Source organism: Streptomyces sp. NPDC029041, assembly GCF_040637515.1.
Lineage (GTDB): Bacteria > Actinomycetota > Actinomycetes > Streptomycetales > Streptomycetaceae > Streptomyces.
This window is the reverse complement of the sequence record NZ_JBEZWO010000004.1, coordinates 1-16033: the sequence shown is the minus strand read 5'-3', so window position 1 is coordinate 16033 and position 16033 is coordinate 1. Positions and strand designations below refer to the sequence as shown.

Below are 16033 nucleotides of genomic sequence, written 5' to 3'. Positions count from 1 at the left end.
GGGTGTCCCCCCGTCACTCAGCCGCCCGGTCCACACATCGAGAAGTTCACGCGTTCAGCTTCGCCACCAGCTCGGTGGCCCTCGAGGCGGGCACGCCCGCCGCGGTCAGTACGGTGACCGCGGCGCAGCGGCCCGCCTCTCGCGCTGCCAGCAGACCGTCGTTCACGGCCTCCATCACGGCGAACAGCATCTGCTCGTGCACGTACGCCAGGGCCGGAGCCGGCAGCGGCGAGCTGAAGACGTTCTCGTCCAGCCCCTGCTGCAGCAGCCCGATGCTCGCGTCCCGGACCGGGGCGAGCCGCTCCCGGATGCCCTGCATGGTGACCGTGCGCTGGGCAAGGGCGACCAGCAGCCGGTAGCGGTCGGCGATCTCCCACACCGCCAGCACCGAGCGCGCCACCGCCTCCGCCGGTTCCCGCACGTCCTCGCGACCCGCCGCGTGCGCGGCCGACAGCGCCTCCACGGCCTCGTCGACGAGCGTGCTGATCAGCGCCTCGCGGCTCGGGAAGTGTCCGTACACCGTGCGCCGTACGACGCCCGCTGCCCGTGCGATCTGGTCCATGGACGCGTCCGGGTCGCGCAGCAGCTCGGTCAGGGCGACGTCGAGGATGCGGCGGCGGTTGGCGTCGGCGCGGCTGGTTCCCGTGGTCATGGACGTCATTGTGCCCCTTCCCTCATCGAGTTGCACAGTGCTGTGCAACGGCGTAGATTGCACAGTGTTGTGTAAATGCACAGCCATGTGCAACCACGAGCTGGGAAGGCGACCCCTGTCATGCGACTCGTCATGAACGAACCGGCCGAGAGGATGGACCACCCCTATCCGCGCCGCTGGTGGGCGCTCCTCGTGCTCTGCCTCAGCCTGCTGATCATCGTGATGGCCAACACCGCCCTCACCGTCGCGGCGCCCGCCATGACCGAGGACCTCGGCCTGTCCAGCGCGGACCTGCAGTGGGTGATCGACGGCTACACCGTCCCGTACGCCGCGCTGATGCTGCTGCTCGGCGCGATCGGCGACAAGTACAGCCGCCGGGGCGCGCTCGTTCTCGGTCTGGTCGTCTTCGCGGGCGGCTCCGTCTTCGGCTACCTCGCCGACAGCTCCACGACGGTCATCGCCGCCCGGGCCGTGATGGGCGCGGGCGCTGCGATGATCATGCCCGCCACGCTGTCCCTGCTCGCCGCGACCTTCCCCAGGGCCGAACGCGCCAAGGCCATCACCCTGTGGACCGCCACGGCCGGACTCGCCATCGCGGCCGGACCGCTGGTCGCCGGGGCGCTGCTGGAGGACCACGGCTGGTCGTCGACGTTCCTCATCAACGTCCCCGTCGCCGTCCTGGCCCTCGCCGGCGCCTTCGTCCTCGTACCGCCGTCCAGGGCCGCGGACCGCGGTCGCATCGACTACGGCGGCGGGCTGCTGTCGGTGGTGTGGATCGCCGCGCTGGTCTACATGATCATCGAGGGGCCGCACTTCGGCTGGGGCGTCAAGGCCGTCACCGCGGCGGTCGTCGCCGCAGCCGGGCTCGTCGCCTTCGTCCTCTGGGAGCTGCGCCACCCGCGTCCGCTGCTCGACGTCCGCCGCTTCACCGACCGCGGTTTCGCCGGCTCCAACCTCGCCGTCGCCCTGTTCTTCCTCGCGGTCTTCGGCGCCTTCTACTACCTGACGCAGCACCTCCAGTTCGTCCTCGGCTACGACGCCCTGGACACGGGCCTGCGCATGCTCCCGCTGGCGGGTGCCGTGTTCGCGGGGGCGGCCCTCACCGGCTTCCTCACCCCCCGGGTCGGCATGAAGTGGACCGTCACGGCCGGCATGGTCGGCGGCACGGCGGCCCTGGCGCTGCTCACCCGGGTCGACTCCGGCGCGTCCTACGGCGACTTCGTCGCGCCGCTGATCGTCCTCGGTCTGTCGATCGGGCTCGCGCTCTCGCCCTGCACGGACGCGATCATGGGGGCGTTCCCGGAGTCGAAGCTGGGTGTCGGCGGTGCGGTGAACGACACGTCGCTGGAGCTCGGCGGTTCGCTGGGCATCGCCATCCTCGGCTCGCTGCTGGCGACCTCGTACTCCGGCCACCTCTCGGACGCGACGGCCGGCAGCAAGCTCCCCGCGTCCTCCCTCTCCACGGCCCAGGACTCCGTCGGGGCGGGGTACGCCGTCGCCCGGGGCATCGGTGACAAGGCCCGGCAGCTCACCGAGCAGGCCGCGCACACCAGCGACCCCCAGCAGGCCGAGCGGCTCCGGGCGCAGGCCGGGCAGCTCGGCGGCGGGGCCAAGCAGATGGCCGAGGCGGTCGGGTCCTCCTTCTCCGACGCGGTCGCGCACACCAGCCTCATCGGGGCCGTGATCCTGGGCGTCGGCACGGTGGTGGTGGCGCTGCTGCTGCCCGGCAAGGACAAGACGGTGGCCGAACCCGCCGAAGAGAACGAGGAGAGCAGGGAACCGGAGTCCGCAGGGGCCCGCTAGGGCCGCGGGAAGCCCCGCCCGCCCGCTCGCCGGGTGGGCGGGGCTTCCCGGGCGCTCCCTCAGCCGTGCGCGCGAGCGTCCTGTGCCGCCCCGGCCGCCACGTCCAGCCGGGTCCGTTCCTCCGGTGTCAGCAGCAGGTCCGCCGCGGCCGCCGAGTCCCTGATCGTCTCCGGCCGGCTCGCCCCCGGGATCGGGACGACCGCCGGGGACCGCGCCAGCAGCCAGGCCAGCGCCACCTGCTGGGGACTGACGCCGCGTTCCGCCGCCACCGCGTGGAAGGCGGCGAAGCGCTCTTCCCCCTCCGTGCGCGACGGCCCGTCCAGGGAGCTGCGGGCCAGCCCGCCCAGCGGACTCCACGGCAGGAACGCCAGCCCCAGCTCCGCGCAGAGCCGCAAGGCCGGTTCGCTGTCCCGCACGGCGGGGGAGTACCGGTTCTGCACCGACACCAGCCGGTCGCCGAGGATCTCGCGGGCTCTGCGGATCTGGTCCGCGTCGACGTTGGACACACCGGCCAGCCGGATCGTGCCCGCGTCGAGCAGCTCGCGCAGCGCGCCGACCGACTCCTCGAACGGCACCGCGGGGTCCGGCTTGTGCAGCTGGTAGAGGCCGATCGCCTCCACGCCGAGCCGCTTGCGCGACGCCTCGGCGGCGGCCTTGAGGTGACGGGGCGTGCCGTTCACCGTCCAGTCGCCGCCCGCCGGCCGGCCGCGTCCGCCCTTCGTCGCCACCAGGACGCCGGAGGTGTCACCGCCGTAGGAGGCCAACGCCCGGGCGACCAGACGTTCGTTGTGCCCGGGCTCCGCTCCCGGGAGATGGTACGAGTCGGCCGTGTCCAGGAGGGTCACGCCCGCGTCGAGGGCGGCGTGCACGGTGGCCAGGGCGCGTTCCTCGTCCGGCCGGCCCTCGATGGACAGCGGCATCGCGCCGAGCCCGACCGCGCTCACCCGAAGTCCGCCCAGTGTCCTGTACCGCATGTCAGGCGCCCTTCCCGAGCGTCTCGGCGACGGCATGCGGCAGCCACTGGCGGGCCTCGCCGAAGGTGAAACCGAGCCGGGCGGCACGGCCGTTGTCCACGCCGTAGGAACGGCGGAAGGAGAACGGCGAGACCTCACCGACCTCCACCGGCAGGAACTGGACCCGACCGCCGGGCACATGAGCGGCCACCGCCACGCACAGCTCCTCGGTGCTCAGCACCCCGCAGGAGGCGGCGTTCACCGGCCCGGTGAAGTCCTCGCCCGCCGCCCAGGCCAGGAACCGGGCGATCTCCTCCACGTACACATAGGTGGCGGGCCGGTTCACCGCAGGCACGGCGATCGGCTCGCCGGTGCGTATCCGCTCGGCGTAGTGGGCCAGCCTGCCCGTGAAGTCGTCGTTCCCGCCCAGCACATGGGCGACCCGCACCACCGTGGACTCGAACTCCGGTCCGGCCGCGAGAACCGCCTCGGCCTGCCGCTTGCCCTCCCCGTAATGCGCCTCCGCGAACGCGGGGTCGTCCCAGGCCAGGTCCAGGTCGACGGGGACGGTGGACGGGTCGACGGCCTCCTCGCGCACGAGAGCGGGGGAGTCCTCGTACTCGTACACCTCGACCGTCGAGGTCATCACGTAGCGGCGTGTGCGGCCGGTGAAGACACGGCGGGCGATCGCGGCCTGGCGCGGGGTGTAGCAGACCTGGTCGACGACGACGTCGAAGACGCGGGAGCCGAGCGCGTCGGTCAGTGACCGTTCGTCGTCCCGGTCGGCGCACAGGTGCTCCACCCCGGCGGGCGGCGGGGAGGAACCCCGGTTCAGGACGGTGACGCGGTGGCCTTCGGCGAGCAGCCGTGCGATCAGACGCTTTCCGACGTATCGATTGCCGCCGATAACCAGGATGTTCAGGGCCTTTTCCATGGCCATAATTCTCCCGGCGTACATCCACGCTCTGAAGGGGGAACCATGGGAGTTCAGGCCGCCGCACCGAAAGAACCACGGCAGTCGCGGACCGTCGCCGACGAAACGTCGGTGGCCTTCGACGCGCTGGACCGGCAGATCCTCCAGCTGCTCCAGGCCGACGGCCGGATCAAGCTCAGCGAGCTGGGCCGCCGGGTCAGGCTGAGCCCCGCGGCCGTCACCGAGCGGGTGCGGCGGCTGGAGGCGGCGGGCGTGATCAGCGGCTACGGCGCCCACGTCGTGCCGTCCCGGCTCGGCTACGGCATCCAGGCGTTCATCCGGGTCAATCCGCACGGCGGTTACACCCTGAAGCACCCCAGGACCCTGGAGCTGATCGAGCGGCCCGAGATCACCGAGGTGCACCACGTGGTCGGGGAGGACTGCTGGATCCTCAAGGTCGCGGTACGGGACACCGTCCATCTGGAGGACGTCCTGGAAGCCGTCTCCGCGCTGGGCCGCACCACGACGTCGATCGTGCTGACCTCCCCGGTGGAACGGAAACCGCTGTTGCCTTGACGCCGGGGTCAAGGATTACGTTCGAGCGCATGCGAATCGGCGAGCTGGCCGCACGGGCCGGAACCACGACGCGGACGCTGCGGTACTACGAGTCGCGCGGGCTGCTGCCCGCGCGGCGCACCGGCAACGGATACCGGAATTACGACGAGAGCGACCTGCGCCTGCTGCGGCAGATCAGGACGCTCCAGGACTTCGGGTTCGACCTGGAGGAGACACGGCCCTTCGTGGAGTGCCTGCGTGCCGGGCACCCCGAGGGAGACTCGTGCCCGGCATCGCTCGCGGTCTACCGGCGCAAGCTGGACGAACTCGACGCGCTGATCGGCCAGCTGACCGGCGTGCGGGAGACCGTCGCACGGCAACTTGAGCGGGCCGAGCTGGCGCGGGCCGAGCTGGCCGCCGAGGCGGAGGTTCCGGGTGGTCCGGAGCCCGTGTGCGAGCTGGGAGGGGAACCATGGTGACGAAAATGGCCGCAGTGACCGGCGTTACCGACGTGACGGACGCGGACTTCGAGGCGGAGGTGATCCGCGCGCAGCTTCCGGTGCTGGTGGAGTTCACCGCCGACTGGTGCCCGCCCTGCCGGCAGATGGGGCCGGTACTCAAGGCCCTCGCCGCCGAGGAGGGCGACCGGCTGAAGGTGGTGCAGCTCGACGTGGACTCCAACCCGGCGACGACCAACGCCTACAAGGTGCTGTCCATGCCGACGTTCATGGTGTTCCGGGGCGGTGAGCCCGTGAAGTCGATGGTCGGCGCACGGGCCAAGCGGAAACTGCTGGAGGAGCTGGCCGACGTGATGTAGGCGACCCGCCCGGACAACAGGAAATCCCCCGAGCAATTGCGCTCGGGGGATTTCCTTGCGTATATTTGTCTGTTCGTGACTTCAAGCAGATTGCGGTCACGTGAAGTTCAGTGAGCACAGTATATCCGGGCGGGAGCGGAATTGTCAAACACCGAATTTCCGGACGATGAATTGCGACAGGAACAGGAATTCATCGACGGGTTGTACGCGCGCGTGGACGCGCTGCGCGGCGACGCCGAGACCTCCGTCGCGGACGCGCTCGCGCAGGGCAACACGCCCCAGCAGGCCAGACTCGAGCGGGACATCCTCGTCGCCGAGCGCTCCGGGCTGCTCGCCGCGCTGAACGCGGTGGACGGCTCCCTGTGCTTCGGCCGGATCGACCTCACCTCGGGCGTCACCCACCACATCGGCCGCATCGGCCTGCGCACCGACGACGCCGAGCGCACCCCGGTGCTCATCGACTGGCGCGCCGATGTCGCCCGCCCCTTCTACCTGGCCACCGGGCACACCCCCATGGGTCTCCGGCGCCGCCGGCACATCGCCACCGACGGCCGCCGGGTCACCCAGCTGCACGACGAGATCCTCGACCTCGGTGACGAGACCCGCACCGGCCACGAGGACCCGACGGGCGACGCCGTACTGCTCGCCGCCCTCAACTCGGCGCGCACCGGCCGCATGGGCGACATCGTGCAGACCATCCAGGCCGACCAGGACCGCATCATCCGCGCCCCGCACCGCGGCGTCATGGTGGTGGAGGGCGGCCCGGGCACCGGCAAGACGGCCGTCGCCCTGCACCGCGCCGCCTACCTGCTGTACGAGCACCGGGAGCTGCTCGCCAAGCGGGCCGTGCTGATCGTCGGGCCCAACCCGGCGTTCCTCGGCTACATCGGTGAGGTGCTGCCCTCCCTCGGTGAGACCGGTGTGCTCCTGGCGACCGTGGGCGAGCTGTTCCCCGGGGTGAAGGCGACCGCGACCGACACGCCCGAGGCGGCCGCGGTGAAGGGCCGTGCCGGCATGGCCGACGTGCTCGCCGAGGCCGTGCGCAGCCGGCAGGCGCTGCCCGATCCCGTGATCGCCATCGAGCACGACCGCGAGGTCCTCATGCTCGACGACGGCCTGGTCAACATGGCCCGCGAACGCACCCGCGCCGCCAAGCTGCCGCACAACGCCGCCCGCGAGCACTTCGAGGGCCACATCCTCAACGCCCTCACCGACCTGTACGCCGAGCGGATCGGCACCGACCCCTTCGACGGGTCCAGCCTGCTCGACCCCAGCGACATCACCCAGATCCGTGACGACCTCGCCGAGAACCCCGAGGTCTGGGCGGCCGTCGACCGGCTGTGGCCGCTGCTGACCCCGCAGCGGCTCGTCGCCGACCTCCTCGCCGCGCCCGAGGAGTTCCTGACGGCCGAGGACGCCGACGCCGTACGCCGCCCGGTGACCCGGCGCTGGACGGTCGCGGACGTGCCGCTGCTCGACGAGGCCGCCGAGCTCCTCGGCGACGACGACCGGCTCGCCCGCGACCGCGCCGAGCGCGAGCGACGGCGGCAGATCGCCTACGCCCAGGGCGTGCTCGACGTGTCCTACGCCTCCCGGACCTACGAGTTCGAGGACAAGGAGGAGGACGACCCCGAGAGCTCCGAGGTGCTGTCCGCGCACGACATCATCGACGCCGAGCGGTTCGCCGAGCGGCACGAGGAGGACGACCACCGCAGTGCCGCCGAACGCGCCGCCGCCGACCGCACCTGGGCGTTCGGGCACATCATCGTCGACGAGGCGCAGGAGCTGTCGCCGATGGCGTGGCGGCTGCTGATGCGGCGCAGCCCGACCCGCTCGATGACCCTGGTCGGCGACCCGGCCCAGACGGCGGAGGCGGCCGGGGTCGGTTCCTGGTCGGGCATCCTCTCGCCGTTCGTCGAGGACCGCTGGGAGCACACCCGCCTGGGCGTCAACTACCGCACCCCGGCCGAGATCATGGACGTCGCCGCGGCCGTGGTGCGCGCCGAGCACCCGGACTTCGAGCCGCCCAGCTCGGTCCGTTCGACCGGCGTTCGCCCCTGGGCGCGTGCCACCGACGACCTTCCGGGCGCCGTCGCCGCGGCGGTCGGGGAGCTCGTCCCGGCCGAAGGCAGGCTCGCGGTGATCGCGCCGCGCGACCTCCACCGCTCCCTCGCGGCCCGGCTGGACGGCGTCACGGCGGGCTCCGAACCCGACCTCACGCAGACGGTGGTGCTGCTCGACCCCCGCCAGGCCAAGGGGCTGGAGTTCGACTCCGTCCTCGTGGTCGAGCCCGGCCGGTACGGCACCAGCGACCTGTACGTGGCCCTGACCCGGGCCACCCAGCGGCTGGGCGTGCTGCACACCGGGAAGCTGCCGAAGCCCCTGGCGGCAGCGCTCGGGTAATGGAGCGGCCCCGTACCCGCCCGGGTACGGGGCCCTCCTACCGCAGCAGCGACCTCGGATCCCGCAGGGCGTGCCACAGCCCGGCCGCGAGCGGTACGACCGTCAGGGCGAAGAAGACCCAGAAGAGGAACTCGGCCCCCGGCGCGAGCTCGTAGACGGTGCCGTCCTCCCACAGGCAGTAGGCCCGCGGCGGAAAGGGGGTGGAGACCCCCGTGACCTTTCCGCTCCCGAGGACGCCCTTGAGGTACGGCTCCCGGGGGCAGGGAGCGGTCTCCGGGAACAGCACGGGATCGTCCGCCCCCATGATGTACGCCCAGGTGAGGGCGCCGAGCGGTACCGACCAGAAAACCGAGGTCCTCACCCACAGCGGCAGCAGCGGATGCGCCAGGAGTCCCCGCAGCGAGACCCAGCACACCACCAGGACGACGAAGACGGGGAGCAGTGTCATGACGACACGGCCGCCTTCCGGGCGCGCAGTTCGCTCGCGCAGCCCACGCCGATGACGAGCAGGGCGGCGGTCAGGGCGAGGGACGCGCTCGCCCCGTTCATCCACCCGTAGTCCGGATCACTGGAGTAGACGGAGCCGTCCTCGCGCACGCAGTCGAAGCGCAGCGGCAGGTACGAGGACCGGTGGTGGGACAGCCCGTCCCGCGTGGCCTCGTCGAATCCGTCGCGGCAGGCCGGGGCCGGGATCGAGTCGGCGCCGTCACCGAACGCGTGCTCGGACGCCAGCACGGAGGAGAGCCCCAGCGCGTACACGGCCGCCGCACCCCACGCGGCGGCCGCCGCAACACGGCGCAGCAGATGCGCGGGCCACGGCTCGGGCCGGCCGGGAAGCGCCATCGCGACGGCACCGGCCGCGGCGACGAGCGCGCCGACGGCACAGGCGACCGAGACTCCGAGCCCCGTCAGCACGGCGGAACCTTCGAGGTGGTGTCCATGCGGCCACCCCAGCAGTTCCGGCCCCGGGCGGGCAGTGGTGGAAGCCACTCCTCCGGTCACACCCCTGTCACAGGCAACGGGCTCACCCCGCCGCGGGTGCGCGTTCGCGGGCTGCTCGGGCAGCCAGTCGCGCGCCGGATCGTACTCCGGCCACCGGCTCGGCCCCGCCTGCGGCGGCGCGGAGCGACTGGCTGCCCCCGCTCGCCATCGGCATCTCCCGCACGCGCTGACGGGAGCGGCGGTGTGAGCCGCTCCCGTCCACGCCTTGTGCCTTCCCCTGCCCGGCTCCTTACGCCGGCCGCAGCCACACCGTCGCCAGCGGCGGCAGCGTCAGGCGGATGCTGGCCGGGCGGCCGTGCCAGGCCACGGGTTCGGGCTTGACCGGGTCGGGGTTGGTGACGTCGCTGCCGCCGTAACGGGCCGCGTCGGTGTTCACGGCCTCGTGCCAGGCGGGGACGTCGTCGGGGACACCCAGGCGGTAGTCCGGGCGGGTGACCGGCGCGAAGTTGGACACCGCCAGCACCGGGACGCCCTCCGGGTCCAGCCGCAGGAAGGCGAGGACGTTGTCGTCGGCGGCGTCCCCGACGATCCACTCGAAACCGGCCGGGTCCGTGTCCAGGCGCCACAGCGCCGGGGTCGCCCGGTAGACGGTGTTCAGGTCGCGGACCAGGTCACGCACCCCGCGGTGGTCGGGCTCCGCCCCGTACCCCGGATCCAGCAGCCACCAGTCGGGGCCGTGCGCCTCGGACCACTCGGCGCCCTGTGCGAACTCCTGCCCCATGAACAGCAGCTGCTTGCCCGGATGGGCCCACATGAAGCCCAGGTAGGACCGGACCCCGGCGCGCTGCTGCCACCAGTCGCCGGGCATCTTCGACACCAGGGAGCCCTTGCCGTGCACGACCTCGTCGTGCGAGATCGGCAGGACGTAGTTCTCGCTGTAGGCGTACACCATGGAGAAGGTCATCTCCCCGTGGTGGTACTTGCGGTGCACCGGCTCGTGGCTCATGTACTGCAGCGAGTCGTGCATCCAGCCCATGTTCCACTTCAGCCCGAACCCGAGCCCGCCGAAGCCGCTCGGGCCCTTGTGGTGGGTGGCCCGGGTGACACCGTCCCAGGCGGTGGACTCCTCGGCGATCGTGACCACGCCGGGCACCCTGCGGTACACCGTCGCGTTCATCTCCTGCAGGAACGCCACCGCGTCCAGGTTCTCCCGGCCGCCGTGCTCGTTGGGCGTCCACTGACCCGCCTCACGCGAGTAGTCCAGGTAGAGCATCGAGGCGACGGCGTCCACGCGCAGGCCGTCGATGTGGAACTCCTCGCACCAGTACACGGCGTTCGCGACCAGGAAGTTGCGCACCTCGTTGCGGCCGAAGTCGAACTCCAGGGTGCCCCAGTCCGGGTGTGCGGCCCGTAGCGGATCCTCGTGCTCGTACAGGGGCCGGCCGTCGAACTCGGCCAGCGCCCAGGCGTCGCGCGGGAAGTGCGCCGGCACCCAGTCCATGAGGACGCCGATGCCGGCCTGGTGCAGCTTGTCGACCAGGTACCGGAAGTCGTCCGGCGTGCCCAGCCGGGCCGTCGGCGCGTAGAAGCCGGTCACCTGGTAGCCCCAGGAGCCGCCGAACGGATGCTCCGCGACCGGCATCAGCTCGACGTGCGTGAAGCCCAGGTTCTTCACGTAGCCGGGGAGCTGCTCGGCCAGCTGACGGTACGTCAGACCGGGCCGCCAGGACGGCAGATGGATCTCGTACACCGAGAACGGCGCCTCGTGCGCGGGGACGTCCGCGCGCCGGGCCACCCAGTCGGCGTCGCCCCACTCGTACCGCGAGGACGTGATCACCGACGAGGTGGCGGGCGGTACCTCCGTGCGGCGGGCCAGCGGGTCGGCGCGCAGCGTCTTCGAGCCGTCGGGGCGGGTGATCTCGAACTTGTACAGCTCGCCCTCGCCGATGTCCGGCAGGAACAGCTCCCACACCCCGGACGAGCCCAGCGAGCGCATGACGTGCCCGGTGCCGTCCCAGAAGTTGAAGGTGCCGGCCACACGCACCCCGCGCGCGTTCGGCGCCCAGACCGCGAACCGGGTGCCGGTCACACCCTGGTGGGTCATCGGGTGCGCACCCAGCGCCGTCCACAGCTCCTCGTGCCGGCCCTCGCCGATCAGGTGCAGGTCGAGGTCGCCCAGGGTGGGCAGGAAGCGGTAGGCGTCCTCGGTCTCCAGGACCGTGCCCTCGTACTCCACGATCAGCCGGTACGCCGGGACCTCGCGCAGCGGCAGCAGCCCCGAGAAGAACCCCTCTCCGTCGTCGTGCAGCTCGGCCCGCAGCTCCCCGGCGACGACGGTCACCCCCAGGGCGTACGGCCGGAACGCCCGGAAGGCGACGCCGCCGGGCACGGGGTGCGCGCCGAGCACGGAGTGCGGGTCGTGGTGCGTGCCGCCCAGCAGCCGCTCCCGGTCCGCCGCGGCGACGGCGGGCGAGACGGCGACTTCCATCTCCGGCGGAACGACCTGGGCGGCAGCGGCCCGGTCGGCGGGTGCCTCCGGGGCCGGGGCCTTCCTGGCCGCGCTCTTCTTCGGGAGGGTCTCCGCGGGCACCTTGGACGCGGTGTTCTTGACCGCGGCGGTCTTCTTCGCGGGGGCCTTGGCGGGGGGCACCTTCTTGGCGGTGGCCTTCTTGGCGGTGGCCTTGGTGGCGGCGGCCTTCTTCGCCGTGGCCTTCTTCGCGGCGGTCTTCTTCGCGGTGGCCCCGGCCGCAGGAGACCCGGCAGCCGTGACGTCCGCCGCCGCGGTTTTCGTGGCGGTGTTCCTGGCCGCCGTCGCCCTGACCGCCGTGGCCTTCTCGGCAGCGGTCTTCTTGACGGCAGTCTTGGCCGCGGTCTTCTTCGCGGCGGTCTTCTTCACAGCCGTCTTCTTGACGGCGGTCTTCTTCACGACCGCCGCCTTCTCCGACGAGGGCTGTCCGGCCGGCGTCTTCTTGGCGGGAGCCTTCTTCGTCGCCGCCATCCCGGCCACGGTCTTGGCGACGGTGGTCTTGCCGGCGGCGGCCTTCTTGGCGGTCGCCTTCGCCGGGGCCGTCTTCTTCGCCGCTGCCTGTTTGGGCACCGCCGTCTTCTTCGCGGCGCTCTTCTGCTGGGCGGCCGTGGGCTGCTCGGGGATCTTCTCCCCGGCGGTCCCCTTGGGACGCGAACCGCTGGACTCAGGGCGGGGGGTCACGGGCGGAGCCTCCAGGGCGAGGGGTCGGTCAGGTCAGGTGGCCGGTCGCGGCGAGCCGGTCTATGGCGGCCAGGGGCACCGGCAGCCAGTCGGGGCGGTGCCGGGCCTCGTACACCACCTCGTAGATCGCCTTGTCCGTCTCGTAGGCCCGCAGCAGCACCGGGTCGGTGCGCGGATCGCGGCCGGAGGCCTCCGCGTAGCCGGAGCAGTACGCGGAGCGGCAGGTCTCGGCCCAGTCCGGCTGGGGCGGGTCGGCCGAGCGTGCCGCGTAGTCGAAGGACCGCAGCATGCCGGCGACGTCACGTACCGCCGGCTGCGGCATGCGGCGCTCGGCCAGCGGCCGGGCCGGCTCGCCCTCGAAGTCGATCAGCCGCCACTCGCCGGACGGCGAGCGCAGGCACTGCCCCAGATGCAGATCACCGTGCACCCGCTGCGCGGTCCAGGTGCGGCCCTCGGCGGCCAGATCGCCCAGCGCGGTGAACGCCGACCGCAGGCCGCGGGCGTACGGCCGCAGCGCGGGCACCGCCTGGACGGCGGCTTCCAGCCGCTCGATCATGCCGCCGACCATGAGCTCGAGCTGCGTGTGACCGAGTGTGACGGTCGGCAACGCCCGGGCCAGCGCGGTGTGCACCTCGGCGGTGGCCCGCCCCAGTGCCCGTGCCTCGGCGCCGAAGTCCTCGCCCTTGGCCAGCTCGCGCAGCGCCAGCTCCCAGCCGTCGGAGGCGCCCTGCAGGAACGGCTGGAGCACCCCGAGGACGTACGGCCGGCCGGCGAGGTCGCCCGGGCCCGCCGCGACGACCGGGTCGGCCGTGGGGGCGATGTCCGCGACCATCCAGGCCGTCGGCGCGGGCACCCGGGGGCAGTTCTCCCGGGCCAGCGCGAGAGGCAGCTCCAGATCGGGGTTGACCCCGGGCACGATCCGGCGGAGCAGCTTCAGGATGAACGTATCTCCGTAGATGATCGACGAGTTGGACTGCTCGGCGGTCACCACGCGTGGCACCAGCCCGGAGCGGATGTCCTGGCCGGGGTCGCGCTCGAAGCGGAGCCGTCCGACCCGGGCCTGGGCGCGCAGCGCCTCCAGAAGCAGCTCGGCGGGCCGGGTGTCGTGCAGTGCGTCGTAGACGGTCCGGCCGGCCAGCGGTCCCGTCGGCACGTGTCCGATCAGCGCGGGCGCCAGCCGAGGCGGCAGCGCCTCGCGCACGCCTATCAGCAGCTGGTAGCAGTCACCGGGGTGATCCGGCGCCCCGTGGGACGGCGTGACGGGCTGACGGGCGCGGACGAGCAGGTGGTAGAGCCCCAGCTTGGACGTGGCCGGGAGCAGCTCGGTGGCCTCGACCAGCGTGAACCCGGTGACCGGCCGCCCCTTGCCCGCGAACCAGCGCTGCCGCGGCAGCCATTCCCGCAGCAGCGGATCCAGGGAGGACAGAAGGCCGGGCGGGGTGGTGACGGTGCGTGTGACGGCTTCCGACATGGCGTCGCGTCCTTTCACCCATGTGTGGTGCGCCTCCGGCGCCTGCGAGCGGCCCCGGACGGCGCCCCTCCGGCTCACGCGGGCGGGCGGGGTGTTACTGATGCGTGCCCCGGGCGGGGCGGAGGAAACGCCCCGCCGCCGGGGTTTGCGGCCCGTCCCGCGGATCGGGCCTCAACAGGCCTTTCCAGGCCTCACATGCTCTCCTTGCGGAGCCTGAACCAGTAGAACCCGTGCCCCCCGAGGGTCAGCAGGTACGGCAGCTCGCCGATCGCCGGGAAACGGACCCCGCCGAACAGCTCCACCGGGTGCCGCCCCTCGAAGGCGCTCAGGTCCAGCTCGGTGGGCTGCGCGAAACGGGAGAAGTTGTTCACGCACAGCACCAGGTCGTCCTCGTACTCGCGCAGGAACGCCAGTACGGCCGGGTTCGTCGAGGGCAGCTCGGTGTACGAGCCCAGTCCGAAGGCCGGGTTCTGCTTGCGGATCTCGATCATGCGGCGGGTCCAGTGCAGCAGCGACGAGGGCGACGACATCGACGCCTCGACGCTCGTGACCTGGTAGCCGTAGACCGGGTCCATGATCGTGGGCAGGAACAGCCGGCCCGGGTCGCACGAGGAGAACCCCGCGTTGCGGTCGGGCGTCCACTGCATCGGCGTGCGCACCGCGTCCCGGTCGCCGAGCCAGATGTTGTCGCCCATGCCGATCTCGTCGCCGTAGTACAGGATCGGCGAGCCCGGCAGGGACAGCAGCAGGGCCGTGAACAGTTCGATCTGGTTGCGGTCGTTGTCCAGCAGCGGGGCGAGCCTGCGGCGGATGCCGATGTTGGCACGCATGCGGGGGTCCTTGGCGTACTCGGCCCACATGTAGTCGCGCTCTTCGTCGGTGACCATCTCGAGCGTCAGCTCGTCGTGGTTGCGCAGGAAGATGCCCCACTGGCAGCCCGAGGGGATGGCCGGGGTCTTGGCCAGGATCTCGGAAACGGGGTAGCGCGATTCGCGGCGTACGGCCATGAAGATGCGCGGCATGACCGGGAAGTGGAACGCCATGTGGCACTCGTCGCCGCCGCTCGGATAGTCGCCGAAGTAGTCGACGACGTCCTCGGGCCACTGGTTGGCCTCCGCCAGCAGCACCGTGTCCGGGTACTGCGCGTCGATCTCCTTGCGCACCCGCTTCAGGAAGTCGTGGGTGGCCGGGAGGTTCTCGCAGTTCGTGCCCTCCTGCTGGTACAGGTACGGCACCGCGTCCAGCCGGAAACCGTCGATGCCCAGGTCCAGCCAGAACTTCAGCGCGGAGATCATCTCCTCCTGCACGGCCGGGTTCTCGTAGTTGAGGTCCGGCTGGTGGGAGAAGAAACGATGCCAGTAGTACTGCTTGCGGACCGGGTCGTAGGTCCAGTTGGAGGCCTCGGTGTCGACGAAGATGATCCGCGCGTCCTGGTACTGCTTGTCGTCGTCCGCCCACACGTAGTAGTCGCCGTAGGGCCCGTCGGGGTCCTTGCGCGACTCCTGGAACCACGGGTGCTGGTCGCTGGTGTGGTTCATGACGAAGTCGATGATCACGCGCATGCCGCGCTGGTGCGCGGCGTCGACGAACTCGACGAAGTCCGCGAGGTCACCGAACTCCGGCAGCACCGCCGTGTAGTCGGAGACGTCGTAGCCGCCGTCCCGCAGCGGGGACTTGAAGAACGGCGGGAGCCACAGGCAGTCGACGCCCAGCCACTGCAGGTAGTCGAGTTTCGCGGTCAGGCCCTTGAGGTCGCCGACGCCGTCGCCGTTGCTGTCCTGGAACGAGCGGACGAGCACCTCGTAGAAGACGGCGCGCTTGAACCACTCCGGGTCACGGTCCCTGGCAGGAGTGTCCTCGAAGGTGTCCGGAACGGGTTCGTTGACGATCATGTTGTGGCTGACCCTCCGATCTCCGGGGTGGACGGTCGCAGAACCGTGAAGACGTGCGCGGGCCGGTGGCCCGGTTCGAGGCGCACATAGTTGGCCCTGCCCCAGTGGTAGGTCTCGCCGGTGAGCTCGTCGCGCACCGGCACCGACTCGTGCCAGTCGAGGCCGAGTTGCGGCATGTCCAACGAGACCGTGGCCTCCTGGGTGTGGTGGGGGTCGAGGTTGGCGACCACCAGAACCGTGTTCGAACCCTTCCGCTTCGAGTAGGCGATCACCGCCTCCTGGTCGGCGTGGTGGAAGTGCAGGTCGCGCAGCTGCTGGAGGGCCGGGTTCTCGCGCCGGACGGTGTTGAGCCGGGTCAGCAGCGGGGCGATGGTGCGGCCCTCGCGTTCGGCGGCCTCCCAGTCGCGGTGGCGCAGCTGGTACT

The 16033-nt window shown here is 71.7% G+C and carries 14 protein-coding genes; 5 read left to right on the top strand and 9 right to left on the bottom strand.

The features are described 5' to 3' along the window. Positions 1-46: 46 nt before the first annotated feature. Positions 47-661, bottom strand: a complete 615-nt coding sequence (locus AB0F04_RS10370) for a TetR/AcrR family transcriptional regulator (protein WP_362039837.1) — start codon at positions 659-661, stop codon at positions 47-49. A 111-nt stretch (positions 662-772) separates the two neighbouring features. Here AB0F04_RS10370 and AB0F04_RS10365 point away from each other — a divergent pair, with 111 nt between their 5' ends. Next, complete coding sequence (locus AB0F04_RS10365; RefSeq protein ID WP_362039835.1) at positions 773-2455, top strand: DHA2 family efflux MFS transporter permease subunit; 1683 nt, start codon at positions 773-775, stop codon at positions 2453-2455. Positions 2456-2514: 59 nt separating this feature from the next. On the opposite strand, the gene AB0F04_RS10360 is transcribed toward AB0F04_RS10365, so the two are convergent. Next, positions 2515-3429 carry an aldo/keto reductase gene (locus tag AB0F04_RS10360; RefSeq protein ID WP_362039834.1) on the bottom strand — a complete coding sequence of 305 codons (915 nt, stop codon included), beginning with the start codon at positions 3427-3429 and terminating at the stop codon, positions 2515-2517. A 1-nt stretch (position 3430) separates the two neighbouring features. Next, the gene (locus tag AB0F04_RS10355; RefSeq protein WP_362039832.1) at positions 3431-4342 is read right to left on the bottom strand and encodes an NAD-dependent epimerase/dehydratase family protein; all 912 of its coding nucleotides are present in this window, start codon (positions 4340-4342) and stop codon (positions 3431-3433) included. Between the two features lie 45 nt (positions 4343-4387). Here AB0F04_RS10355 and AB0F04_RS10350 point away from each other — a divergent pair, with 45 nt between their 5' ends. The 4 genes from AB0F04_RS10350 (at position 4388) to AB0F04_RS10335 (ending at position 8096) form a co-directional block, all read left to right on the top strand. Then, positions 4388-4897 (top strand): Lrp/AsnC family transcriptional regulator, encoded by a 510-nt coding sequence (locus tag AB0F04_RS10350; protein ID WP_362039831.1) that lies wholly within the window; start codon positions 4388-4390, stop codon positions 4895-4897. A gap of 29 nt (positions 4898-4926) precedes the next feature. Continuing rightward, positions 4927-5355 carry a MerR family transcriptional regulator gene (locus tag AB0F04_RS10345; RefSeq protein WP_362039829.1) on the top strand — a complete coding sequence of 143 codons (429 nt, stop codon included), beginning with the start codon at positions 4927-4929 and terminating at the stop codon, positions 5353-5355. Positions 5356-5360: 5 nt separating this feature from the next. Then, entirely contained in the window at positions 5361-5693 is a 333-nt protein-coding gene (locus AB0F04_RS10340; protein WP_362039827.1) for a thioredoxin family protein, read from the top strand. 171 nt (positions 5694-5864) lie between these two features. After that, the gene (locus AB0F04_RS10335; protein WP_362039825.1) at positions 5865-8096 is read left to right on the top strand and encodes an ATP-dependent DNA helicase; all 2232 of its coding nucleotides are present in this window, start codon (positions 5865-5867) and stop codon (positions 8094-8096) included. 37 nt (positions 8097-8133) lie between these two features. Here AB0F04_RS10335 and AB0F04_RS10330 read toward each other — a convergent pair whose 3' ends face one another. The 6 genes from AB0F04_RS10330 to AB0F04_RS10305 all read right to left on the bottom strand — a co-directional run. Next, positions 8134-8544 carry a hypothetical protein gene (locus AB0F04_RS10330; protein WP_362039824.1) on the bottom strand — a complete coding sequence of 137 codons (411 nt, stop codon included), beginning with the start codon at positions 8542-8544 and terminating at the stop codon, positions 8134-8136. Then, the gene (locus AB0F04_RS10325; protein ID WP_362039823.1) at positions 8541-9086 is read right to left on the bottom strand and encodes a hypothetical protein; all 546 of its coding nucleotides are present in this window, start codon (positions 9084-9086) and stop codon (positions 8541-8543) included. The genes AB0F04_RS10330 and AB0F04_RS10325 overlap by 4 nt, the downstream gene beginning before the upstream one ends. Positions 9087-9327: 241 nt before the next feature. Beyond that, positions 9328-12246: a 1,4-alpha-glucan branching enzyme gene (gene glgB, locus AB0F04_RS10320; protein ID WP_362039822.1), complete on the bottom strand. Its 2919-nt coding sequence runs from the start codon at positions 12244-12246 to the stop codon at positions 9328-9330. A 28-nt stretch (positions 12247-12274) separates the two neighbouring features. Further along, complete coding sequence (locus tag AB0F04_RS10315) at positions 12275-13717, bottom strand: maltokinase (RefSeq protein ID WP_362039820.1); 1443 nt, start codon at positions 13715-13717, stop codon at positions 12275-12277. Between the two features lie 191 nt (positions 13718-13908). After that, positions 13909-15609, bottom strand: a complete 1701-nt coding sequence (gene treS, locus AB0F04_RS10310; RefSeq protein WP_362039818.1) for a maltose alpha-D-glucosyltransferase — start codon at positions 15607-15609, stop codon at positions 13909-13911. Then, on the bottom strand, positions 15606-16033 hold a 428-nt coding region (locus AB0F04_RS10305; RefSeq protein ID WP_362039817.1), incomplete at its 5' end, for a DUF3459 domain-containing protein. The genes treS and AB0F04_RS10305, both read right to left, overlap by 4 nt.

Bases quoted from the DNA above. Each gene is read 5' to 3' on its own strand.
- AB0F04_RS10350 (WP_362039831.1), top strand. From the start codon at position 4,388: ATGGGAGTTCAGGCCGCCGCACCGAAAGAACCACGGCAGTCGCGGACC.
- AB0F04_RS10360 (WP_362039834.1), bottom strand. From the start codon at position 3,429: ATGCGGTACAGGACACTGGGCGGACTTCGGGTGAGCGCGGTCGGGCTC.
- AB0F04_RS10345 (WP_362039829.1), top strand. From the start codon at position 4,927: ATGCGAATCGGCGAGCTGGCCGCACGGGCCGGAACCACGACGCGGACG.
- AB0F04_RS10365 (WP_362039835.1), top strand. From the start codon at position 773: ATGCGACTCGTCATGAACGAACCGGCCGAGAGGATGGACCACCCCTAT.
- AB0F04_RS10340 (WP_362039827.1), top strand. From the start codon at position 5,361: ATGGCCGCAGTGACCGGCGTTACCGACGTGACGGACGCGGACTTCGAG.
- AB0F04_RS10370 (WP_362039837.1), bottom strand. From the start codon at position 661: ATGACGTCCATGACCACGGGAACCAGCCGCGCCGACGCCAACCGCCGC.
- AB0F04_RS10355 (WP_362039832.1), bottom strand. From the start codon at position 4,342: ATGGAAAAGGCCCTGAACATCCTGGTTATCGGCGGCAATCGATACGTC.
- treS (WP_362039818.1), bottom strand. From the start codon at position 15,609: ATGATCGTCAACGAACCCGTTCCGGACACCTTCGAGGACACTCCTGCC.
- AB0F04_RS10330 (WP_362039824.1), bottom strand. From the start codon at position 8,544: ATGACACTGCTCCCCGTCTTCGTCGTCCTGGTGGTGTGCTGGGTCTCG.
- AB0F04_RS10315 (WP_362039820.1), bottom strand. From the start codon at position 13,717: ATGTCGGAAGCCGTCACACGCACCGTCACCACCCCGCCCGGCCTTCTG.